Raw genomic sequence first — 21,797 nt, 5'->3', positions numbered from 1 at the left:
GCTCGACCAGCGCGGGGGTAAATCATAATTGGCACTGGCTTATCAAGCACCCTGTTGAGTTCTCAAAGAACAACCACACACCAACCAGAAACCCCCCATCAGGAGGACCACCAGCCGGGGCATCTCGTCCCGCAACCCGCCGCTCTCGCGCCGGGCACTTTTACTACGTTACCCGCCGGTTTCCGCCCTGTCAAACCGGACCCTCCCGATCTGACCCGCTTCCACCCGAATCACGGGCACCACTCACCGAACGGCTACCGCCGTCCGCCTCGTGGGGTTCCGACAGGCCGTCCGCCACGGTCTCCCGCTTGGCGTCCGTTTCCCTGCCGGCGATGAACCATACCCGGTCGGCTCCGTCCCACCAAATCCGCCCCCCGGCAGAGCCCGGGCCCCGCCCGGCGCAGGCCCGCGAGGAGGGCACGAGCTCGGCGAAAGCCGGCACCACACCGCCTGCGACAGCCGGTCCATTGACATGCGTCGGCAAACGACCGGACACTCAGAGAGCGCTCTCTTGATCGTGACCGAGGAGTTCTGCCTGCACCCTCCTGCCCCGTCGCACCCGGGCTCCCTGCCCGACACGCCGACGTCATCCCGACCTCGTTCACCGTGCCCGGCTCGACCAGCTCCGGCTGACCGGCCGCGCCCCACCCCGGAACCGGAAGCCACCGTCCGCAACCACGGGTCGACCGGCCCCCTACCGCACACCCGCACCCGTCCCACCGACCCCGCTCTCACCGGCGGGGGCGCACCGAGGGAGACCACATGAGAAGACGGCAGTTCCTCGCCATCGCGCTGGCCGGCGCGGTGGCCACCACCACCGCCGCCTGCGGCGAGACCGCCAACACCAGGGCCAGGGAGAGCAAGGGGGATGCGGCCACCGTCCTCAACGTCGGCATGCCCAACGGCCCGCAGACGGAGAACCACAACCCGTTCCTCACGACGTCCTCGGCCGCGTCGCTCGGCTACCGGTGGCAGATCTACGAGCCGCTGATGATGTGGAACCCGGTCAGGCCCGCCGAGCCGTTCAAACCGTGGTTGGCCACGAAGGCCGAATGGAGCCCCGACTACAGGTCGGTCACCGTCACCATCCGCGACAACGCCACCTGGTCGGACGGCAAGCCGGTCACCGCCGCCGACGTCGCCTTCACCTACAACCTGCTCAAGAGCAACGAGGCGCTGAACATCCACGCCATCCCGTACGCGTCGGTGACCGCGAACGGCAACCAGGTGACCCTCGCGTTCTCCTCGCCGCAGTTCGTCAACCAGCAGAAGATCATCGCGCAGGTGCCGATCGTGCCCGAACACGTCTGGTCGAGCATCAAGGACCCGGCCACGAGCACCAACCCGAACCCGGTCGGCAGCGGCGCGTACACCCTGAAGTCGTTCACCCCGCAGACCACCACGCTGGCCGTGCGCACCGGCGGCTACTGGCAGGAGCTGCCGAAGGTCAAGGAGCTGCGCTACACGTCGTACACCGACAACAACGCGCAGACCACGGCGCTGGCCAACGGCGAGTCGGAGTGGAGCTTCGTGTTCATCCCGAACGTCCAGACGGTGTTCGTCGGCAAGGACCCGGCGCACCACAAGGTGTGGGCGCCGCCGGTGCTCGGCATCCACGGCCTCTACATCAACACCACGAAGAAGCCGTTCGACAACCCGGCGCTGCGCCGCGCGATGAACATGGTGGTCAACCGGGAGGACATCTTCCAGCAGGCCTCGGCCGGCTACTTCCACCCGCTGGTGAAGAGCGTGACGGGGCTGCCCAGCCCGGCCGGCGACGCGTACATCGCCCCGCAGTACCGGGGGCAGGACCAGAAGGTCGACGTCGACGGGGCGAAGAAGGTGCTCACCGACGCCGGCTTCACGTACGCGGGCAGCACCCTCCGGGATCCGTCCGGCAAGCCCGTCACCCTCACCCTGACCGACCCCGCCGGCTGGTCGGACTACCAGACCAGCCTGGAGATCGTGAAGGACAACCTGTCGAAGATCGGCATCGCCGCCACCGTGGAGAAGGCGAACCAGGACGCGTGGTTCCGCAACGTGGAAGAGGGCCGGTTCGACGCGACGTTCCGGTGGACCAACGGCGGCGCCACCCCGTACGACATCTACCAGACGGTGATGGACGGGCGGCTGCTCAAGCCGGTCGGCAAGGCCTCGCCCGCCGGCAACTTCGGCCGGTTCGACAACGCGGAGGCGACCGCCGCGCTCACCGCGTACGCGAACGCCACCGACGACGCCGCGCGGACGGCGGCGCTGGCGACGCTGCAGAAGGTCTTCGTCGAGCAGGTGCCGATGGTGCCGGTGGGCGCGGACAACATCGGCGCGGCCTACAGCACGAGGAACTGGGTCGGCTGGCCGGACGACGCGGACGCGTACGGCGCGGCGCAGCCCACCCAGCCGAACGCCGCGGACGTCGTGCGGCGGCTGCGGCCGGCGAACTCCTGACCCGCCGCGCCGGCGGCCCGGGGCGTCGTCGCCCGGGCCGCCGGCCGGCGGCGCCGCGACCACCCCGAGCAGACAGGAACCCGGCATGACGTCGCCCGACACCGACGCGCCGGCCGTCCGCGAGGAGGTGCTGGAGGCGATCGGCCTGACCAAGCACTTCCCCGTCCGCGGGCGGCTGCGTGACCTCCTCTCCCGCACCACCCCGCGCGTGCACGCCGTCGACGACGTGACGCTGGCCCTGCGCCGCGGCCGGGTCACCGCCCTGGTCGGCGAGTCGGGCTCCGGCAAGTCGACCGTCGCGCGGCTGCTGGCCCAGCTCCACCCGCGCACGGCGGGCACGATCCGGCTGCACGGCGCGCCGGTCACCGTCCGCGGTGGGCGGCGGTTCCGGGCGTACGCCCGCCGCGTGCAGATGATCTTCCAGGATCCGTTCGCCTCGCTGAACCCGGTGCACACGGTGCGCTACCACCTGACCCGGGCGCTGCGGGTGCACGGCAACGCCGGGCGCACCGCCGCCGACCTCGACGCGGCGCTGCGCGCGCTGCTGGAGCGGGTCACCCTCACCCCGCCGGAGCGCTACCTGGACAAGTTCCCGCACGAGCTGTCCGGTGGGCAGCGGCAGCGGGTGGCCATCGCCCGGGCGCTCGGTGCCGACCCGGAGGTGCTGCTCGCCGACGAGCCGGTGTCGATGCTCGACGTGTCCATCCGGCTGGGCGTGCTCAACCTGCTGCGCGACCTGAAGGAGCGGCTCCGGCTCGCCGTCCTCTACATCACCCACGACATCGCCTCGGCCCGGTACTTCGCCGACGAGACCCTGGTCATGTACGCCGGCCGCCTGGTCGAGGGCGGCGACAGCGAGACGGTCACCCAGCACCCCGCGCACCCGTACACCCGGTTGTTGATCGACTCGGCGCCGGACCCGGACCGGATCACCGGGGCCGGCCGCGCGACCGTCACCGAGCGGGGCGACGGCGAGCCGCCGAGCCTGCTGCGGCCCCCGGCCGGCTGCCGGTTCCACCCCCGCTGCCCGTACGCGATGCCCCGCTGCGGCGCGGAGCTGCCGCCGCCGCTTCAGGTGGGCGACCGGCCCGGGCATTGGGCGGCCTGCTGGCTGCACGACCCGGCGACCCGCGACGCGCAGGCCGGCCCCGCCGCCCTGGCGGCGGTCGGCGCCGACGACGGGCGGGAGGCCGCGCGGTGACCTTCCTGCTGCGGCGGCTCGCGTTCTACCTGTTCACCGCGTGGGCCGCGCTGACCCTCAACTTCTTCATCCCCCGGATGATCCCCGGCGACCCGGTCAAGGCGCTGATCTCCCGCTACCAGGGGCAGCTCAGCACCGACGCGATCAACTCGCTGTACGTGCTGTTCGGCATCGACTCCGACGACGGCATCTGGACCCAGTACGTGGACTACTGGCGGCAGCTGCTGCGCGGCGACCTGGGGCTGTCGTTCACGGCCTTCCCGGCGCCCGTGTCGGAGGTGATCGGCGACGCCCTGCCGTGGACGCTCGCCCTGGTCGGCATCACCACGCTGGTCAGCTTCGCCCTCGGCACCGGGCTGGGCGTGCTGGCCGGCTGGCGGCGCGGGTCGTGGGTCGACGGCCTGCTGCCGGTCACCACGTTCCTGTCCTCCGTGCCGTACTTCTGGCTCGGCCTGGTGGCGATCGCCGTGCTGGCCGGTCCGGGCAGCTTCTTCCCGTCCTCGGGCGGCTACGAGCCGGGCCTGGTCCCCGCGTGGGACACCATCTTCCTGGGCAGCGCGGTGCGGCACAGCCTGCTGCCGGCGGCGACCATCCTGGTCGCCTCGATGAGCGGCTGGATCCTCAGCATGCGCAACATGATGGTCACCGTCGCCGCCGAGGACTACATCACCGTGGCGCACGCCAAGGGGCTGTCCGAGCGTCGGGTGGCGATGAGCTACGCGGCCCGCAACGCGCTGCTGCCCAACGTCGCCGGCTTCGCGCTGTCGCTGGGCTTCATCGTCGGCGGCACCCTGCTCGTGGAGATCGTCTTCTCGTATCCCGGCCTCGGCTTCCTGCTGTTCCGGGCCGTCAGCGCCAAGGACTATCCGCTGATGCAGGGCATCTTCCTGGTCATCACGCTGTCGGTGCTGGTGGCCAACCTGCTCGCCGACCTGGCGTACCTGGTTCTCGACCCGCGCACCCGCCGGGAGGGCTGAGCCGTGAGCATCCCCACCTCCAGCGTCGAACAGGTCATCCCCGGGCAGGGCGCGATGGCGCAGCCCGCCGCGAAACCCGGCCGGCGGCGCCGGTTCCGGTTCGTCGCCAACGGCAAGGCCGCGACCGGGCTGGCCGTGGTCGCCGGGTACGCCGTACTCGCGGTGATCGGGCCGTGGATCGCCCCGTACGACCCGGACGCGCGCAGCGCCGACCTGCTCCAGCCGCCGTCGGCGGAGCACTGGTTCGGCACCACCCACCTCGGGCAGGACGTGTTCAGCCAGGTCCTGGTCGGCACCCGCGGCGTGATGCTGGTCGGCCTGGCCGCCGGCGTGGTGGCCACCGTGCTGTCCGTCCTGGTCGGGGTGACCGCCGGCTACCTGGGCGACCTGTGGGACGACGGCCTGTCCGCGCTGTCCAACGTGTTCCTGGTGATCCCGGCGCTGCCGCTGGTCATCATCGTCACCTCCACCATCACCGAAGCGGGCGACCTGGTCGTCGCCGTGGTCATCGGCCTGACCTCGTGGGCGTGGGGCGCGCGGGTGCTGCGGGCGCAGACGCTGTCGCTGCGCCGCCGCGACTACGTGGAGGCGGCCCGGGCCACCGGCGAGCACACCTGGCGGATCATCGTGTTCGAGATCCTGCCGAACCTCACCGCCGTCATCGCCTCCGGCTTCGTCGGCACCGTCATCTTCGCCGTGCTGTCGGAGATCACCCTGGCCTTCATCGGCATCTCGTCGGTGTCCTCGTGGAACTGGGGCACCATCCTGTTCTGGGCGCAGAGCCAGCAGGCCCTCGCGCAGGGCGCCTGGTGGTGGTTCGTCCCGGCCGGGCTGGCCATCGCGCTGCTCGGCACCGCCCTCGCACTGATCAACTTCGGCATCGACGAGTTCGTCAGCCCCCGCCTGCGCTCCGGCGGCCGCGCCCGCGTCCGCACCGCCGACGGGCGCACCGTGCGGATGCGGGTGGGCTTCACCCCCGTACTGGCGCCCCGGCCGACCCCGCCGGCGGCCGTACGACCCGCTCCGGACGCGTCCGGGCCGTCCGCCCCACCGGCGTCCCGGCGGCCGACCGAGCCGGCCACCCCGCAGAGGAAGGACGCCGGGCGATGAGCGAACCCGTGCTGGAGATCCGCGGCCTGAGCGTCGACTACGGGCTCGGCGACGAGGCGGTGCACGCCGTGCGGGAGGTGGACCTCACCCTGCACCGGGGCGAGGTGCTGGGCCTGGCCGGGGAGAGCGGCAGCGGCAAGTCCACCCTGGCGTACGGGCTGACCCGGCTGCTTCCGCCGCCGGGCGTGGTCAGCGGCGGCGAGGTGATCCACCACCCCGTGACCGGGCCGCCGGTCGACGTGCTGTCGCTGACCCCGGCGCAGCTGCGCGCGTACCGGTGGGCGGAGACGTCGATCGTGTTCCAGGGCGCGATGAACTCGCTCAACCCCGTGCACCGGATCTCCACCCAGCTGCTCGACGTGATCAGGGCCCACGAGCCGGGAATGAGCGCCCCGGCGCGGCGGGCCCGCGCGGCGCAGCTGCTGCGCCTGGTCGGCATCTCCGCCGACCGGCTGGACGCCTACCCGCACCAACTCTCCGGCGGCATGCGGCAGCGGGTGATGATCGGCATGGCGCTGGCCCTGGAGCCGCAGGTGGTCATCATGGACGAGCCGACCACCGCCCTGGACGTGGTGATGCAACGGCAGATCCTGGCCCAGCTCGCCGAGCTGCGCGAGCGGCTCGGCTTCGCGGTGCTGTTCATCACCCACGACCTGTCGCTGCTGGTGGAGTTCTCCGACCGCATCGCGATCATGTACGGCGGGCGGATCGTCGAGCAGGCGCCGGCGGCCGAGCTGTACGCCGCGCCGCTGCACCCGTACACCGACGGGTTGCTGCACTCCTTCCCCGCGCTGCGCGGGCCGCGCCGCGAGCTGACCGGCATCCCCGGCTCCCCGCCCGACCTGCGGGCGATGCCGGCCGGCTGCGCGTTCCACCCGCGCTGCCCCCGCGTCGTCGAGCCGTGCGACACCCGGCTGCCGCCCCTCGGCCCGCCGGCCGACGCCACCGGCGCGCGCGCCGTCGCCTGCTGGCGGCATCCCGTCGCCGAGGACGCCCGACGGTGACCCCGTCCGGCGTGTCAGACCCGTTCGCCCCGTCCGTGAGGAGAGCCATGAAGCCCAGCGCCGTGACGACCGCCACCGACGACCCGATCGACAGCCTGCCGCCGTCGTTCCGGTGGGGGGTGGCCACGTCCTCGTACCAGATCGAGGGCGCCGTCGCCGAGGACGGCCGCACGCCGTCCATCTGGGACACGTTCTGCCGGGTGCCGGGCGCGGTAACCGGCGGCGACACCGGGGACGTGGCCTGCGACCACTACCACCGGATGCCGCGGGACGTGGAGCTGCTCGCCGGCCTGGGCGTCGACACGTACCGGTTCTCGGTGGCCTGGCCGCGGGTGCAGCCGGGCGGGCGGGGGCCGGCCAACCCGGCGGGGCTGGCCTTCTACGACCGGCTTGTCGACGAGCTGCTGGGCCGCGGCGTCGACCCGTGGGTCACGCTGTACCACTGGGACCTGCCGCAGGAGCTGGAGGACGCCGGCGGCTGGCCGGCCCGCGACACGGCGTACCGGTTCGCCGACTACGCGATGCTGGTCTTCGACGCCCTCAGCGACCGGGTGCGCACCTGGACCACGCTGAACGAGCCGTGGTGCTCGGCGATGCTCGGTTACTTCTACGGTGACCACGCCCCGGGCCGCCGGGACCTGGGCGACGCGATCGCCGCCGCGCACCACCTGCTGCTCGGGCACGGGCTGGCCACCTCCCGGATGCGGGCGGCGGCCACCGGCCCGGTCGAGTTGGGGATCACGCTCAACCTGTCCCCGGCGGTGCCGGCGACCGACAGCCCGGCGGACCGCGACGCGGCCCGCGCCGCCGACGGCCTGGGCGCACGGCTGTACCTGGACCCCCTGCTGCGCGGCGCGTACCCGGACGACGTGCTGGCCGACCTGGCCGGCGAGGGGGTACGCGTCCCCGTCGAGCCGGGCGACCTGGAGGTCATCTCGACGCCCATCGACGTGCTCGGGGTGAACTACTACTTCGGGCAGCTCTTCTCCGGGGTGGACGAGGCCGGCCAGGAGCGCGACGAGGACGGCCGGCCGGTGCGGCGGGCGGTGCCGCGTGGGCTGCCGACCACGGCGATGGGCTGGGAGATCCTTCCGGAGGGCCTCACCGAGCTGCTGGTGCGCCTCGGCCGCGACTACCCGGGGGTGCCCCTGGTCGTCACCGAGAACGGCGCGGCGTTCGAGGACCGGCCGGACGCCGACGGCTTCGTGGCCGACGACGACCGGGTGGCGTACCTGGCCGAGCACCTGCGCGCCGTGGCCCGGGCCCGGCAGGCCGGGGCGGACGTGCGCGGCTACTTCGCCTGGTCCCTGCTGGACAACTTCGAGTGGGCGTACGGCTACGACAAGCGGTTCGGGCTCGTCCGGGTCGACTACGACACCCAGGAGCGGATCCCGAAGCGCAGCGCGCTGTGGTACCGCGACACCGTCCGGCGGGCACGCGGTCGCGGCTGAGTGACAGGGCCCGACCGAGGGGCTGCCGGGCGCCGGACCGCAGTGATCATGGGGTTGGCGCGGCGGAATGTCCGTTCCGTCGCCGGCAACCCCATGATCGGCGGCGCGTCAGCCGGGCTGGCGGCGCCCGGTGCTCAGCGCAGTCCGCGGCGGGGTGGGCGGCGACGGCGCGCTCAGTGCAGCAGCCGGACGGCGCCCGGGACGGCGGTCACCGTCACCGGCAGGTCCAGCGCCCGCTCCCCGTCGGCGTACGTGGTGATGCCCTCGGCGCTCAGCTCCACCGTCCGCGCCCGGTGGGTGCTCACCAGCGGGTGTTCGACGTGGGTGCCCCGGTAGATGCGCGGCTTCACCCGGATCAGGGTGCGCCGGTCGAACCGGCCCCCGACCACCACGTCCAGCAGGCCGTCGGTCGGGTCGGCGTCGGGGCAGACCCGCATTCCCCCGCCGTAGCTGGCCGTGTTGCCCACCGCCACGAGCACCGCGTCGACGTCCAGGGGTCGGCCGTCGAGGCGCAGCGCGTACCGGCGGGGGCGCAGCCGGGCCAGCTCCACCAGGATCGCCAGGTCGTAGCGGCGGGGGCCGCGCGGATAGCGCATCCGGTTGGCCCGCTCGTTGACAATCGCGTCGAAGCCGGCGGCCAGCACCGCCCCGTACCAGCGCGCGGCGCCGTCCGGGTCCGTCACGCGGGCCAGGTCCACCGGGCGGCTGCGCCCGTCCCGCAGGGCCGAGGCGATCACCTCGACGGCGGCGAGCGGGTCGGCGGGAAAGCCGGTGTCGGCGGCGAAGTCGTTGCCGGTGCCGGCCGGGACCGGGCCGAACGGCACCGCCGTCCCGGCCACCGCCTGCAACCCGCGGTGCACCGTGCCGTCGCCGCCCACCGTCACCAGCCCGGCGATCCCGTCGGCCACCGCCTCGCGGCACGCCGCCTCCGCCCCGGTGGCCGTGCGCGCCTCCAGCAGCCGCACCGGCCGGCCGCCGTCGGCCAGCCGGTCGAGCAGGCGGGGCAGCAGCCCCCGGTGCCGGCCCCGCCCGGCGGTCGGGTTGGCGAGCACGGCGACGGGCCCATCCGGGGCGGGGTGGTCGGCGGCGAATCCGCCGGGGCGCGGTTCGGCGCGGTCGGCGACAGGCCCGTCGGGCAACGGCGCGGGGCGGCCTGAATCCGGCGCGGGGTGATCGGCGGCGGTCACGGTGAGCACCGTACTGCCCCGGCGGCCGTCCCGATCATCGTCCTGCCGGCCGATGGCGGTCGCGCGCACCGGCCCCGCCGTCGGCGAGGGGCGACGCGGCGCACAGACGACGACGCGCCGCCCCGGACGTGGGCGGCGCGTCGTCGTACGGGTCGACCGGTCAGGTCATGTCGTCGAACCGGCGGTCGATCGGCGCCGGGGCGGCGACCGGCGTGCTCGCCTCGATCCGCTGCGCCGGCTCCACCGGCTCGGTGTCCAGCTCCAGCGGCGACACCTCGTCGTCGGCGAGCCCGGCGTAGACCTCCTTGCCGCGCCCGCGCCGCCTGTCGTTGATGAACGCCACGCCGACGGCGGCGAAGTACAGCGCGCAGAGGCAGATCGCCAAGGCGGTCATGCCGAACGGGTCCGGCGTCGGCGTGACCACCGCCGAGAAGGCGAAGAACACGAAGACCGCCACCCGCCACCAGGACAGCAGCCGCTTCGCGCTGGCCAGCCCGACGAAGTTGAGCATGAGCACGACGAGCGGGAACTCGAACGCCACCCCGAACAGCAGGATCAGGTTGGTGACGAAGGAGATGTAGCGGGTTACCTCGAGGTTGGTCGAGATGTCGTCGCCGGAGACGTTGAGCAGGAACTCGAGGCCCTTGGAGGTGACGAAGAACGCCAGCACCGCGCCCGCGGCGAACAGCGGCGCGGCCAGCGCCGTGAAGATGTAGGCGTACTTCCGCTCGTGCCGGTGCAGGCCCGGGGCGATGAACGCCCACAACTGGTAGAGCCACACCGGCGCTGCGATGATCAACCCGACCCAGAGGCCGATCTTCAGGTTGAGCAGGAAGACGTCTGCCACGCCCAACTGGACGAACAGGCACTTGCCCGTCTCCGGGTCGATCGAGGCCGGCAGGTCGCAGTACGGCTTCGACAGCAGCTCTCGTACCGGCGTGGCCAGCCAGATGCCGAAGCCGAAGCCGACCACGATCGCCAGGGAGGCGCGGAACAGCCGGTTGCGCAGCTCACGGATGTGCTCGATGAGCGTCATCGAGCCGTCGGCGGCCCGTTCGAAGGTGCTCGGGCCGCGCTTGCGGAGAGCGAAGGCCACGGTGATCGGGCCCCCCGGTCAGTTGTCGCGGACGCGCTGCACCGGGTCGACGACCGGCTGCTGCGGGGTCTGCTGCTGGGGCGCGTACTGCTGCTGCGGCTGCTGCCCGACGTTCGGCGGCAGCGGCTGGTAGCCCGCCTGCGCGTCCGCCTTCTCGGCCAGGTCGCGGTCGTCGTCGTGCAGGCTCTTGGTTTCGGCCTTGATGATCCGCAGCGACCGGCCGAGCGAGCGGGCCGCGTCGGGGAGCCGCTTCGCGCCGAAGAGCAGGATCAGCACGACCACGAGTACGGCGATGTGCCACGGCTTGAGGGCACCCATGGGAAGCTCCCGTCCTTACGTCCTTGAGGGGTGTACCGCAGCCCATCGTACGTGCGCGACCGGCCGTTGCCACCCGCCAAGCCGCTGGTGATCGCGGCTGGCCGGTGAAGTCTTGACCAACGCCGCGCATCCCGTCAACCACCTGCCGTAGATCGATCCTGCGCGCTACGGCCCCGGAACGCGCAGGCCGCCGCAGCGGCACCGACCGGAATCGATCAGCCGCCCCGCTTCGCCTTGATCACGGCGAGCCGCCGCTGGGTGACGGCGACCCGGGCCTGCAGGGCCTCGGCCCGCTCCTGGAGCGCCTCGGCGGTGACCCGCAGCGCCTCCGCCTCGGCCTGCCGGTGCTGCAGCCGCACGGCCGCCCGGCCCAGCAGCGGCAGCCGCGCCACCACCGGCCGCACGACCAGGGCCAGCACCAGAAGCGCCAACAGCACCACCGCGACCACGATCCACGTCACCACGGCGGCCAGCCTACCGGCGCGACGCGGACACCGCCGGGTCGGCAGCCGGCGCGCCGTCGGGCACGGCGTACGCCTCGAGGGCCGCGACCGCCGCGCCGCGGACCTGCTCGGCCAGCTCCGCCGGGGCGACCACCGTGACGTCCGGGCCCAGCCCGAGCACGAACCGGCGCGCCCAACCCAGGTCCGTCACCCGCAGCGACACCAGCCACCGGTCACCGTCACCGGCCTCCACGTGCTCGCACGGGTAGTACTCGGTGATCCACCGCTCGCCCCGGCCCACCCGCAGCGTGATCAGCGGCAGGTCCGGCGAGGGACGGAACACCCCCTCGGTGAGGTCGTACGGGCGGGCCTGCGGCGGCACGACCGCCGGCTCGTCCAGCTCCGTCACCGCGTCGATCCGGTCGGCCCGGAACAGCCGGACCGCCTCCGCCCGGCGGCACCACGCCTCCACGTACGCCCGGCCGGCGACCATCAGCATCCGCAGCGGGTCGATCGTGCGCTCGGTGGTCTCGTCCCGCGCCGCCGTGTAGTAGGTGATCCGCAGCGCCCGGCCCCGCTCCACCGCCGCGCTCAGCTGCTCCACCCGCCGGCCGTCGGCCGGGAGCCGCACCTCCACCGGGGCGGCTACCAGGTCACCCGCCGCGCTCTCGATCTTCGCGAGGGCCCGCTCCACCGCCTCCCGGTTGGCCACCCCCGGCGTCTCGGCCAGCATCCGCAGCGCCACCACCAGCGCGAGCGCCTCGTCCGGGGTCAGCCGCAGCGGCCGGTCGATGCCCGCGTCGTAGGTGATGGTCACCCGGTCGCCGTCGAACGCCATGTCGATCAGGTCGCCCGGGCCGTAGCCGGGCAGCCCGCACACCCACAGCAGCTCCAGATCCTCCCGCAGCTGCCGCTCGGTGACCCCCAGGTCGCCGGCCGCCTCAGCGATCTCGATCCCCGGCCGGGCCAGCAGGTACGGCACCAGGTTCAGCAGCCGGGCCAGCCGGTCCGCCGACGCCCGGCCGGCACCCGCGCGGGCGCCCCCGCCCGACCGGACCGCCGGACGGTTGGCCGGGCGGGTCATCGGGCACCTCCGGTCACGGTCAGCTCCTCGTGCCGCGCGGCGATCTCCTTCAGCCGCTGGATGACGGCCTCGCGCGCCTCCGGCGGATCCAGCACCCGCACGTCCGGGCCGTACCCCACCAGTTGGCCGGCGAGGACCTCCGGGTCCGCGTACGGCAGGACCAGCCGGTCGCCGTCCGGCCCCGGCGTGGCGCCCACCGCCCAGCGGCGCAGCCCCGCCGCCCGGCCCGGCGCGACCAGGACCGTCGCCCGCCCCGTCCGCTCCACCGGCCCCGACCAGCGGGCCACGTGGCTGATCAGGTCCACCCCCGCCGGGGGCTCGTAGCCGCCCCGCTCGCCGGTCGCCCGCACCGCGCCCACCACCCGCGACAGCCGGAAGCACCGCGCGGCCTGCCGGTCGAGGTCGTGGCCCACCACATACCACCGGCCCCGCCAGCACACCACCCCCCACGGCTGCAGGCGGCGGCGGCTCGGGGCGTCCCGGTCGGGCACCCGGTAGTCGAAGCTCACCTCGCGGCGGTCCCGCGCGGCGGCCGTCAGCGGCGCGAACGCCGGGTCCACCGTCACCATCGGCTCCAGGCCGAGCGTGGCCTGCGGGTCCACGTCCACCCCGGCGGCGCGCAGCTTCGCCAGCCCCGACGACGCCGCCGCGGCGAGCCCGGCGTGCTGCCACAGCCGCGCCGCGATGCCCACCGCTGCGGCCTCGTCCGGCTCCAGGGGGATGTCCGGCAGCGCGTACTCCCGGGGGGCGATCCGGTAGCCGGGCTCGGAGTCGAAGACGCTGGCCGTCCCCGTCTCCAGCGGCACCCCCAGCTCCCGCAGCTCGGCCTTGTCCCGCTCGAACTTGCGCTGGAACGCCTCATGGTCCTTCGCGTCGTCCGGATCGTGCTCGTAACCGGGCACGGTCGCGGCGATCTGCGCGGCGGTCAGGAACCGTCGCGTCGACAACAGGCAGATCACCAGGTTGACCAGGCGTTCGGTGCGGGTCCGCGACACGTCTGCACGCTAGCAGCCCGCGCCGCGCACGCGTGCACCCACGCGGGCGCGGCGCGCGAACCCGCCGTGTGTCCGGGTCACGACCGCCGCCGCGGCCGGCGCCCGACCGGTCCCGCGCGGCCGGCCGCCGGCCCGGGGGTGCGCACGGCGGAACCCGGCCGCTCGCCGGGCGACGGCCGCCGGGCGGCCATATGGTGACCCCATGTCGGAAGCCGAAGCCAAGGCCGAGAGCGTCGGCACCGTCGTCGTGGCCGGCGCGGCGAACCTCGCCATCGCCCTGGCCAAGCTGGTCGCGGGGCTGATCTCCGGCTCCGCGGCGATGCTCTCCGAGGCCGCGCACTCGGTCGCCGACACCACCACCGAGGTACTGCTCTACCTCGCGCTGCGTCGCGGCGCGCGCCCCGCCGACGTGCACCACCCCTTCGGGTACGGCAAGGAAAGCTACGTCTGGGCGTTCCTCGCCGCGCTGTTCACCTTCGTCGCCGGAGCCGGCTTCGCCATCACCCACGGGGTGACCACCATCCTCGTGCACGAGCACAGCGGTCAGTACCGGGTCGCGTACATCGTGCTGGTCGTCTCCTTCGTGATCGAGTCGGTCTCCCTGGCCAGGGCGGTCCGCCAGGTACGCCGCCAGTCCCGCCGCTGGCGCACCACCCCCCGCCGGTTCCTCCGGCTCACCCCCGACACCACCGTCAAGGCCGTCTTCCTCGAGGACTGCGCGGCCCTGATCGGCATCGTGCTGGCCGGGATCGGCCTGGCCCTGTCCCAGCTCACCGGCGACGAACTCTACGACGGCCTCGCCTCCATCGCGATCGGCCTGCTGCTGCTGGTCGTGGCGGTCGTCCTGGCCAAGGCCAACACCTCGCTGCTGGTCGGCCGGTCGATCCCCGAACGGCTGCGCCACGAGGTCGAGCAGGAACTCGCCGAACTACCCACCGTCGACCGCGTCGACACCCTGCTCACCATGCAGCTCGGCCCCGAGGACATCCTCGTCGCCGCCAAGGTCGACTTCCACAACGACGTCACCGGCGCGGACATCGAGAACGCCGCCGACGAGGCCGAGCGCCGCCTCACCGACCGCTACCCCGAGATCGCGTACGTCTTCCTCGACCCCACCCCGTCGCGCCCCGGCACCCGGGCCCGCCGCACCCGCCACACCCAGGACCCCTCCGCCTGACACCGCACCCGCCGCCGATAGCGTTTCGCACCATGGTGCGATGGCGGTCCGGAACCGTGACAACCCTGCGGCGGGCGTGGACCGGGGCGGTGGAGCTGGACGTACGGCTCGCCGACGGCACGACGATGCGCGCCCTGGCGTACCCGGAGCTGGTCGGCTCGCCCGAGCCCGGCGACCGGGTCCTGCTCAACGCCGGCGCGCTGCTGATGGGCCTCGGCACCGGCGGGTACGCCCTCGTCGTGGCCCTGCCCGACCGGCTGCCCCCCGACCCGCCCCGGGCCGGCGACACCCGCGACGCCGGGCACCTGGTGAAGGCCCGCTACACCCCCCTGCAGCCGATCCTGCTCGGCGTCGACGAGGAGGCCAGCCCGCACCGGGACGTCCTCGCCGCCGCCGACGACCTCGCCGGCCTGCCCGTGGTCACCGCCGACCTGCACTCCGCCCTCCCGGCCATCCTCGCCGGGATCCGCGCCGACGCCCCCGACGCGCGGGTCGCGTACCTGCTCACCGACGGCGGGGCCCTGCCCGCCTGGTTCTCCCGCACCCTCGACGGGCTGCGCGACCACCTCGTCGGCACCGTCAGCGTCGGGCAGGCGTTCGGCGGGGACCTGGAGGCCACCACCGTGCACAGCGGCCTGCTGGCCGCCCGGCACGTGCTCGCCGCCGACGTGGTGATCCTCGCCCAGGGGCCCGGCAACCTCGGCACCGGCACCCGCTGGGGCTACTCCGGCGTGGCCGTCGGCGAGGCCGTCAACGCCGTCGCCACCCTCGGCGGGCGGCCCGTCGGCTCGCTGCGCATCTCCAACGCCGACCCCCGCACCCGGCACCGCGGGGTGTCCCACCACAGCCTCACCGCGTACGGCCGGGTCGCCCTCGCCCCGGCGGACCTGGTGGTGCCCGACGGCCTGGCCCCGGCGCTGGCCCGCGACGTCGATGCCGCCCTCGCGCCGCTCGCCGCCCGGCACCGCCTCGTCCGGGTGCCCACCGACGGGCTCGACGCCGCGCTGCGCGCCAGCGCCGTGCCGCTGTCCACCATGGGCCGGGGGCTCGACGCCGACCACGCGTACTTCCTGGCCGCCGCGGCCGCCGGCCGGCACGCCGCCGCCCTGATCCGCTGACCGGCCCGCGCCTCGTCCGCGCCGACCGCCGGGCGCGCAGGTCCGCGGCCTGCGAACACGCAGGTCCGCGGCCCGGAACCACGCAGGCCCGCGGCCCGGGGGCGGCGACCCGGACCGTCAGGCCAGGAAGATCAACGCCAGCCAGGCGCCGACGATCACCACCAGCGCCACCGCCAACACCCACGTCGGCACCGTGTACTCGCCGCGCCGGTTCCGCTCGACCTCGGCACGGATCTTCTCGCGGCGGCGCTCCACCCAGTTCGGCTTCTCGGTGTTCCGGCCGCGGCCGGGAGGTTCAGACGTCGTCATGGCACGGCCAGCGTACCCGTGCGGCCCCCGCCCGCCGTGATCAGCACCGCGGGACGGGGGCCGCCGACGGTCACATGCTCGCGATCAGCCGCTCCACCCGCTCGTCGTACGCCCGGAACGGGTCCTTGCACAGCACGGTGCGCTGCGCCTGGTCGTTGAGCTTCAGGTGCACCCAGTCCACCGTGAAGTCGCGCCGCTTCTCCTGCGCGTGCCGGATGAACTCACCCCGCAGCCGCGCCCGCGTCGTCTGCGGCGGCGTCTCCTTGGCCTCGAAGATCTCCGGGTCGGTGGCCACCCGATCCACCTCGCCGCGCCGCTCCAGCAGCCCGTACAGGCCACGGCCGCGCCGCAGGTCGTGGTACGCCAGGTCCATCTGGGCCACCCGCGGATGCGACAACGGCAGGTCGTGCTTGCGCTGGTACCGCTCGATCAACCGCAGCTTGGTCACCCAGTCGATCTCCCGGGACACCGGCTCCAGGTCACCGGTCTCCACCGCGCGCAGCACCCGGCCCCACAGCTCCACCACCCGCTTGGCCGTCTGGTCCCCGCCCCGGCGCTCCACGAACTCCGTCGCCTTCGCCAGGTACTCCTGCTGGATCTCCAGCGCGCTGACCTCCTTGCCGGAGGCCAGCCGCACCTTACGCCGGCCCGTGATGTCGTGCGACACCTCGCGGATCGCCCGGATCGGATTCTCCAGCGTCAGGTCCCGCATCACCACCCCCGCCTCGATCATCCGCAGCACGATGTCCGCGGAGCCGACCTTCAGCAGCGTGGTGACCTCGTTCATGTTCGAGTCGCCGACGATGACGTGCAGCCGCCGGTACCGCTCCGCGTCCGCGTGCGGCTCGTCCCGCGTGTTGATGATCGGCCGGCTCCGGGTGGTCGCCGACGACACGCCCTCCCAGATGTGCTCGGCCCGCTGCGACAGGCAGTACACCGCCCCGCGCGGGGTCTGCAGCACCTTGCCCGCACCGCAGATCAACTGCCGGGTGACCAGGAACGGAATCAGCACGTCCGCCAGACGGCCGAACTCCCCGTGCCGGGACACCAGGTAGTTCTCGTGACAGCCGTACGAGTTGCCGGCCGAGTCGGTGTTGTTCTTGAACAGGTAGATCTCACCGGCGATGCCCTCGTCGTGCAGCCGCTTCTCCGCGTCGACGAGCAGCCCCTCCAGGATCCGCTCGCCCGCCCGGTCGTGCGCCACCAGGTCCACCACCGAGTCGCACTCCGGCGTCGCGTACTCCGGATGCGACCCGACGTCCAGGTAGAGCCGGGCGCCGTTGCGCAGGAACACGTTGCTCGACCGGCCCCACGACACCACGCGGCGGAACAGGTACCGGGCAACCTCGTCAGGGGACAGCCGCCGCTGCCCGCGGTAGGTACAGGTGACGCCGTACTCGGTCTCGAGGCCGAAGATTCGCCGCTCCATGATGTGACATTAGCCTTCCGAGGCCCCAGTTGGGCAGCGCTGAACGCACCGGACCACAACGGCCCGTCACGGGCGGGCACGCTCCGCGTGACCGAAAGACGGCGCCCCCTGACCGCCTGAGGTCGAAGAGGGCACGCCTCGGCGTGCCGTCTCCTCTCCCATCAGACGATCAAGGGCGCCGGTCGCGCCCGCGCGGGACGGCGCGGCGACTACTCGGCCTGGCCCTCCAGGTCCGCCGAGCCGGCCGACGTGGTCGGCTTCTTCGCCTCCTCCGTCGGCGTCGCCGGGGTCTCCGGGCGCTCCTGCGCCGACTCCGCCGCGGAGTCGCCGTCCAGCAGCGCGGCCAGCGCCGCCCCGGTGATCCGCCGGAACGCACGCCCCACCCGGCGCCGGTCCAGGACCGCCACCTCCAACTGGTTCGCGGCGATCGTACGGGCCGCCCCGCCCTCGCCGCCGACGCTGCCCAGCGCCTTCACGGCCACCTTGACCGCCTCGCCGAGCGACATGTCGGCCCGGTGCTCCGACTTGAGCACGCCGGAGATCGCCTCGGCCTGCCCGCCCATCGCCATCCGGCCCGGCTCGTCGTTGACCGACCCGTCGTACGTCAGCCGGTACAGCGCGTCCTTCTCCGGCGTCGCGCCCACCTCGGCCACACAGATCTCCACCTCGAACGGCTTCGACTGCTCGGTGAAGATCGCGCCGAGGGTCTGCGCGTACGCGTTGGCCAGCGCCAGACCGGTCACGTCGCGCCGGTCGTAGCTCAGGCCGTTCAGGTCGGCCATCCGGACGCCGGCGCGACGCAGGTTCTCGAACTCGTTGTACCGGCCGACGGCCGCGAAGCCGATCCGGTCGTAGATCTCGCTGACCTTGTGCAGGGTGCTGGACAGATTCTCCGCGACGAAGAGCACCCCGCCCTCGTAGCTCAGGACCACCGCGCTGCGCCCCCGGGCGATGCCCTTGCGGGCCAACTCGGAGCGGTCGCGCATGATCTGCTCGGGCGAGGCGTAGAACTGCATGGCCACGGCGGCGGTTCTCCTTAGGGAGCTGTGCTGACGACTGCTGACAGGGTGCGGACGGGACGGCTCAGCCGCCCGGGTTCTCCATCCGGCCGGCGACCACGGCCTCGGCGATCGCGGCCGTCTCGGCGTCGGTGAACCGGTGGGTGCCCTCCGCCGTCGCCGTCATGACCACCGGGTAGATCCGGCGGGTCAGGTCCGGGCCCCCGGTCGCCGTGTCGTCGTCGGCCGCGTCGTAGAGCGCCTCGACCGCGAGCCGCGCCGCGTCGTCGACCGACAGCCCAGCGCGGAACCGCTTCTTCAGCGCCGACTTGGCGAACAGCGAGCCGGAGCCGATCGCGTCGTAGCCGGTCTCCTCGTACGGGCCGCCGGTGACGTCGAAGCTGAAGATCCGGCCGGCCCTCGCCGGGTCGGCGGCGGCCAGGTCGAAGCCGGCGAAGAGCGGAACGACCGCGAGGCCCTGCATCGCCGCGCCGAGGTTGCCGCGGATCATCGAGGCCAACCGGTTGGCCTTGCCGTCGAGCGAGAGCATCGCGCCCTCGATCTTCTCGTAGTGCTCCAGCTCCACCTGGAACAGTCGCATCAGCTCGATGCCGATGCCCGCCGTGCCGGCGATGCCGACCAGCGAGTACGCGTCCGCCGGGTGCACCTTCTCGATGTCCCGCTGGGCGATCAGGTTGCCCATGGTGGCCCGGCGGTCGCCGGCCATCACCACGCCACCGGCGGCCGAGATGGCCACGATGGTGGTCGCGTGCGGCGCCAGGTCGGCGGCCATGCCCGGCGGCAGCGGCCGGCGGCCGGGCAGCATCTCGGGGGCCACCTTGCTCAGGAACGCTGTGAAGGAGGACGTCCCCGCGTTGGTGAACACATCTGGTAGACGCCCGGATGGATCAAAACCCGCTGCCACGTGGTTCCTCTCAGATACGTGATCGCCCTGGCCAGCCTCGTAGGACTGTCACGGAACTGGCCAAGACCACCGTTGCAGTTGAAGCAGAGTATCCCGCGCACCCAGCCGGTGCGATGATCGTGGTCCACATGTTCCGGATCGGGGTCGCCGCAGACCGCGCAGACGCCGCCCTGCTCGGCGAGGAGCTCCTGGACCTCCTTCTCCCCGATCCCGTAGCGCCGCCGCAGGTGGTACTCGCGAGTGCCGCCGTAGAGCCGCTGCGCCGTCTCCTTGCCACGGGCGTTGTGGCAGGGCTTGCAGTAGCTGTGCCGGCCACTGGCCTTCCTCGTGCGGGGGAAGTCCGCCAGGGGCTTGACCTGGTCGCAGTCCGGGCACCACTTCATCCCGCCGGGCACCGCGACGGCCGCCTTCCTCTGCGGGCCGATCCCGCGCCTGCGGCGGCTCGCCTCTGAGCGGGCCGCCGCGCAGGACTTGCAGTAGAAGGCGAGCCCGTCGACCCGACGCCGGTTGCGATGGAACTCCGTCGTGGGCAACAGGCGCCGGCATTGCGGGCAGGTCTTGTCCGATTCGTTGGGCAAATCGGACATTTGACCCTATTCTCCCCCTTTCTGGACATAGCCCCTCACAAATTCCTCGGCGTTCTCCTCCAGGACGGAGTCGATCTCGTCGAGCAGGTCGTCGACGTCCTCGGTGATCTCGGCGTGCCGCTCGGCGACCTCCGGGTTCGCCTCGGTGGTGACGTCCTCGATCTCCTCGCCCTGCCGGGACTTGCCCGACTGCGACTGCCCGCCGCTGTCACGAGTGGCCATAGCTGCCTCCTCCACGATCGTCTCCGATGAACTTACCTCGCGGAGGCGACGAAAAGCCCGCCCCGCGCCGGCTTCCGGCGCGCGGCGGGCCCCCGTCGGCGACGGCTCAGCCGCCCGTCAGCGTCTCCAGCAGATCCTTGGCGCTGGCGCACCGGTCGAACAGCGCGCCGACGTGCTTGCGGGTGCCCCGCTCGGGCTCCATCATCGGCACCCGCACCAGCGACTCCCGGCCCACGTCGAAGATGACCGAGTCCCAGCTCGCGGCGACCACCTCCGAGGCGTACTGCGCCAGGCAGCGGCCCCGGAAGTAGGCCCGGGTGTCCTCCGGCGGCTCCGTCATCGCGGTGCGGGTCTGCTCGTCGGCCAGCAGCGTCTTCATCGCCCCCCGGGACACCAGCCGGTGGTAGAGCCCCTTCTCCGGCCGGACGTCGGAGTACTGCAGGTCGACCAGTTGGAGCTTGTGCGCGCCCCAGCCCAGCTTCTCCCGCTCCCGGTAGCCCTCCAGCAGCCGCAGCTTCGCCACCCAGTCCAGCTCGTCGGCGCACAGGAAGGCGTCGCGGCCGAGCCGGTCCAGCACGCTCTCCCAGCGGGCGAGCACGTCCACCGTCTGCTCGTCGGCGTCGGCGCCGTACCGGTCGTCCACGAAGGACTTCACCCGTTCGAAGTACGCCCACTGCACGTCCAGGGCCGTCAGCCGGCGCCCGTCGCGCAGCCGCATCAGGTGCTTCAGCGACGGGTCGTGGCTGACCGCGCGCAGCTCCGAGACCGGGTCGGCGATGCCGAGGTCCGGCCCGAGCGCCTTCTCCTCGATCATGGTGAGGATCAGCGCGGTGGTGCCGACCTTCAGGTACGTGGAGATCTCCGACAGGTTGGCGTCGCCGATGATCACGTGCAGCCGCCGGTACTTGTCGGCGTCGGCGTGCGGCTCGTCCCGGGTGTTGATGATGGGCCGCTTGAGGGTCGTCTCCAGCCCCACCTCGACCTCGAAGAAGTCGGCGCGCTGGGAGATCTGGAAGCCGCTCTGGCCGCCGTCCTGGCCGATGCCGACCCGGCCCGCGCCGGCGACGATCTGCCGGGTGACGAAGAACGGCGTCAGGTACGCCACGATGTCGGAGAACGGCGTCTGCCGGCGCATCAGGTAGTTCTCGTGTGCGCCGTAGCTGGCGCCCTTGTTGTCGGTGTTGTTCTTGTACAGGTGGATGGGCTGGGTGCCCGGGATGGTGGCCGCCCGCCGGGCCGCCTCGGCCATCACCCGCTCGCCCGCCTTGTCCCACCGCACGACGTCGAGGGGGTTGGTGACCTCGGGGGTGGAGTACTCGGGGTGGGCGTGGTCGACGTACAGCCGGGCGCCGTTGGTGAGTATGACGTTGGCCAGGCCCAGGTCCTCGTCGGCGAGGGCCTCGGCCGGGTCGTACGCGGCGCCGGAGTAGGTGAAGCCGCGAGCGTCGCGCAGCGGCGACTCCTCCTCGTAGTCCCAGCGGGCCCGGCCGCCGCGGTTGAGCTCGGGGCGCGCCCCGTACGCGTTGACCACCTGCGAGGAGGTGACCATCGGGTTGGCTCCGGCCTGGCCGGGCACGGAGATGCCGTACTCGACCTCGGTGCCCATGATCCGTCTAACGCTCATCGACCTACCGCTCCACTCGCCCGACCCGGTCCCCCCGTCACGTCGAGCGTAGTCGGCGCCACGCGGTGTGGGGGTACGGCGGGCATGCCGGCGACCG

21 protein-coding genes are annotated in these 21,797 nt (G+C 73.1%); 8 read left to right on the top strand and 13 right to left on the bottom strand.

The features are described from left to right. The first annotated feature begins 762 nt into the window (after nucleotides 1-762). The 6 genes from ACGFIZ_RS18180 to ACGFIZ_RS18155 all read left to right on the top strand — a co-directional run bounded on the left by ACGFIZ_RS18180 (nucleotide 763) and on the right by ACGFIZ_RS18155 (nucleotide 8,188). Nucleotides 763-2,445 (top strand): ABC transporter substrate-binding protein, encoded by a 1,683-nt coding sequence (locus ACGFIZ_RS18180; protein ID WP_393420591.1) that lies wholly within the window; start codon nucleotides 763-765, stop codon nucleotides 2,443-2,445. 85 nt (nucleotides 2,446-2,530) lie between these two features. Further along, on the top strand, nucleotides 2,531-3,646 hold the full coding sequence (locus tag ACGFIZ_RS18175; RefSeq protein WP_393420589.1) for an ABC transporter ATP-binding protein: 1,116 nt from the start codon (nucleotides 2,531-2,533) through the stop codon (nucleotides 3,644-3,646). Then, nucleotides 3,643-4,623, top strand: a complete 981-nt coding sequence (locus tag ACGFIZ_RS18170; RefSeq protein ID WP_393420587.1) for an ABC transporter permease — start codon at nucleotides 3,643-3,645, stop codon at nucleotides 4,621-4,623. The genes ACGFIZ_RS18175 and ACGFIZ_RS18170 overlap by 4 nt, the downstream gene beginning before the upstream one ends. Before the next feature lie 3 nt (nucleotides 4,624-4,626). Beyond that, nucleotides 4,627-5,733 carry an ABC transporter permease gene (locus ACGFIZ_RS18165; protein ID WP_393420585.1) on the top strand — a complete coding sequence of 369 codons (1,107 nt, stop codon included), beginning with the start codon at nucleotides 4,627-4,629 and terminating at the stop codon, nucleotides 5,731-5,733. Next, nucleotides 5,730-6,737: an ABC transporter ATP-binding protein gene (locus ACGFIZ_RS18160; RefSeq protein WP_393420583.1), complete on the top strand. Its 1,008-nt coding sequence runs from the start codon at nucleotides 5,730-5,732 to the stop codon at nucleotides 6,735-6,737. Before ACGFIZ_RS18165 ends, ACGFIZ_RS18160 begins: the two co-directional genes overlap by 4 nt. Before the next feature lie 47 nt (nucleotides 6,738-6,784). Then, on the top strand, nucleotides 6,785-8,188 hold the full coding sequence (locus ACGFIZ_RS18155) for a GH1 family beta-glucosidase (RefSeq protein WP_393420581.1): 1,404 nt from the start codon (nucleotides 6,785-6,787) through the stop codon (nucleotides 8,186-8,188). A gap of 173 nt (nucleotides 8,189-8,361) precedes the next feature. Here the strand turns inward: ACGFIZ_RS18155 and ACGFIZ_RS18150 are convergent, their stop codons facing one another. The 6 genes from ACGFIZ_RS18150 to ACGFIZ_RS18125 all read right to left on the bottom strand — a co-directional run bounded on the left by ACGFIZ_RS18150 (nucleotide 8,362) and on the right by ACGFIZ_RS18125 (nucleotide 13,311). Further along, nucleotides 8,362-9,240: a diacylglycerol kinase family protein gene (locus ACGFIZ_RS18150; protein ID WP_393420603.1), complete on the bottom strand. Its 879-nt coding sequence runs from the start codon at nucleotides 9,238-9,240 to the stop codon at nucleotides 8,362-8,364. A gap of 295 nt (nucleotides 9,241-9,535) precedes the next feature. Beyond that, nucleotides 9,536-10,471 carry a twin-arginine translocase subunit TatC gene (gene tatC, locus ACGFIZ_RS18145; protein WP_393420579.1) on the bottom strand — a complete coding sequence of 312 codons (936 nt, stop codon included), beginning with the start codon at nucleotides 10,469-10,471 and terminating at the stop codon, nucleotides 9,536-9,538. Nucleotides 10,472-10,489: 18 nt separating this feature from the next. Next, entirely contained in the window at nucleotides 10,490-10,789 is a 300-nt protein-coding gene (tatA, locus tag ACGFIZ_RS18140; protein WP_347671312.1) for a Sec-independent protein translocase subunit TatA, read from the bottom strand. Between the two features lie 215 nt (nucleotides 10,790-11,004). Then, a complete protein-coding gene (locus ACGFIZ_RS18135) occupies nucleotides 11,005-11,253 on the bottom strand; it encodes a hypothetical protein (RefSeq protein ID WP_393420577.1) in 249 nt (82 codons plus the stop codon). 10 nt (nucleotides 11,254-11,263) lie between these two features. Continuing rightward, entirely contained in the window at nucleotides 11,264-12,316 is a 1,053-nt protein-coding gene (locus ACGFIZ_RS18130; protein ID WP_393420575.1) for a helix-turn-helix transcriptional regulator, read from the bottom strand. Continuing rightward, the gene (locus tag ACGFIZ_RS18125) at nucleotides 12,313-13,311 is read right to left on the bottom strand and encodes a helix-turn-helix transcriptional regulator (RefSeq protein ID WP_393420573.1); all 999 of its coding nucleotides are present in this window, start codon (nucleotides 13,309-13,311) and stop codon (nucleotides 12,313-12,315) included. Before ACGFIZ_RS18125 ends, ACGFIZ_RS18130 begins: the two co-directional genes overlap by 4 nt. A 202-nt stretch (nucleotides 13,312-13,513) precedes the next feature. On the opposite strand from ACGFIZ_RS18125, the gene ACGFIZ_RS18120 reads away from it, so the two are divergent. Further along, complete coding sequence (locus ACGFIZ_RS18120) at nucleotides 13,514-14,488, top strand: cation diffusion facilitator family transporter (protein ID WP_393420571.1); 975 nt, start codon at nucleotides 13,514-13,516, stop codon at nucleotides 14,486-14,488. 32 nt (nucleotides 14,489-14,520) lie between these two features. Continuing rightward, a complete protein-coding gene (locus ACGFIZ_RS18115) occupies nucleotides 14,521-15,606 on the top strand; it encodes a DUF3866 family protein (RefSeq protein ID WP_393420570.1) in 1,086 nt (361 codons plus the stop codon). Between the two features lie 117 nt (nucleotides 15,607-15,723). Here ACGFIZ_RS18115 and ACGFIZ_RS18110 read toward each other — a convergent pair whose 3' ends face one another. The 7 genes from ACGFIZ_RS18110 to dop form a co-directional block, all read right to left on the bottom strand. After that, entirely contained in the window at nucleotides 15,724-15,915 is a 192-nt protein-coding gene (locus ACGFIZ_RS18110) for a hypothetical protein (RefSeq protein ID WP_393420568.1), read from the bottom strand. Nucleotides 15,916-15,985: 70 nt separating this feature from the next. Then, nucleotides 15,986-17,344, bottom strand: coding sequence for a Pup--protein ligase (pafA, locus tag ACGFIZ_RS18105; RefSeq protein ID WP_347670774.1), 1,359 nt, complete (start codon nucleotides 17,342-17,344; stop codon nucleotides 15,986-15,988). Nucleotides 17,345-17,553: 209 nt separating this feature from the next. Further along, nucleotides 17,554-18,366, bottom strand: a complete 813-nt coding sequence (gene prcA / locus ACGFIZ_RS18100) for a proteasome subunit alpha (RefSeq protein ID WP_393420565.1) — start codon at nucleotides 18,364-18,366, stop codon at nucleotides 17,554-17,556. Between the two features lie 61 nt (nucleotides 18,367-18,427). Next, entirely contained in the window at nucleotides 18,428-19,267 is an 840-nt protein-coding gene (gene prcB, locus ACGFIZ_RS18095; protein ID WP_393420563.1) for a proteasome subunit beta, read from the bottom strand. Beyond that, the gene (locus ACGFIZ_RS18090; RefSeq protein WP_393420561.1) at nucleotides 19,186-19,854 is read right to left on the bottom strand and encodes an endonuclease VII domain-containing protein; all 669 of its coding nucleotides are present in this window, start codon (nucleotides 19,852-19,854) and stop codon (nucleotides 19,186-19,188) included. Before ACGFIZ_RS18090 ends, prcB begins: the two co-directional genes overlap by 82 nt. Nucleotides 19,855-19,860: 6 nt before the next feature. Next, the gene (locus ACGFIZ_RS18085) at nucleotides 19,861-20,076 is read right to left on the bottom strand and encodes a ubiquitin-like protein Pup (RefSeq protein WP_088993750.1); all 216 of its coding nucleotides are present in this window, start codon (nucleotides 20,074-20,076) and stop codon (nucleotides 19,861-19,863) included. A 106-nt stretch (nucleotides 20,077-20,182) separates the two neighbouring features. Next, nucleotides 20,183-21,700, bottom strand: a complete 1,518-nt coding sequence (gene dop / locus ACGFIZ_RS18080; RefSeq protein ID WP_393420559.1) for a depupylase/deamidase Dop — start codon at nucleotides 21,698-21,700, stop codon at nucleotides 20,183-20,185. Nucleotides 21,701-21,797 lie beyond the last annotated feature (97 nt).

Origin of the sequence: Micromonospora sp. NPDC048830, from assembly GCF_043198215.1 — a bacterium.
GTDB lineage: Bacteria > Actinomycetota > Actinomycetes > Mycobacteriales > Micromonosporaceae > Micromonospora.
Note: the sequence above shows the minus strand (reverse complement) of the source record. Positions and strands in the feature narration are given on the sequence as shown.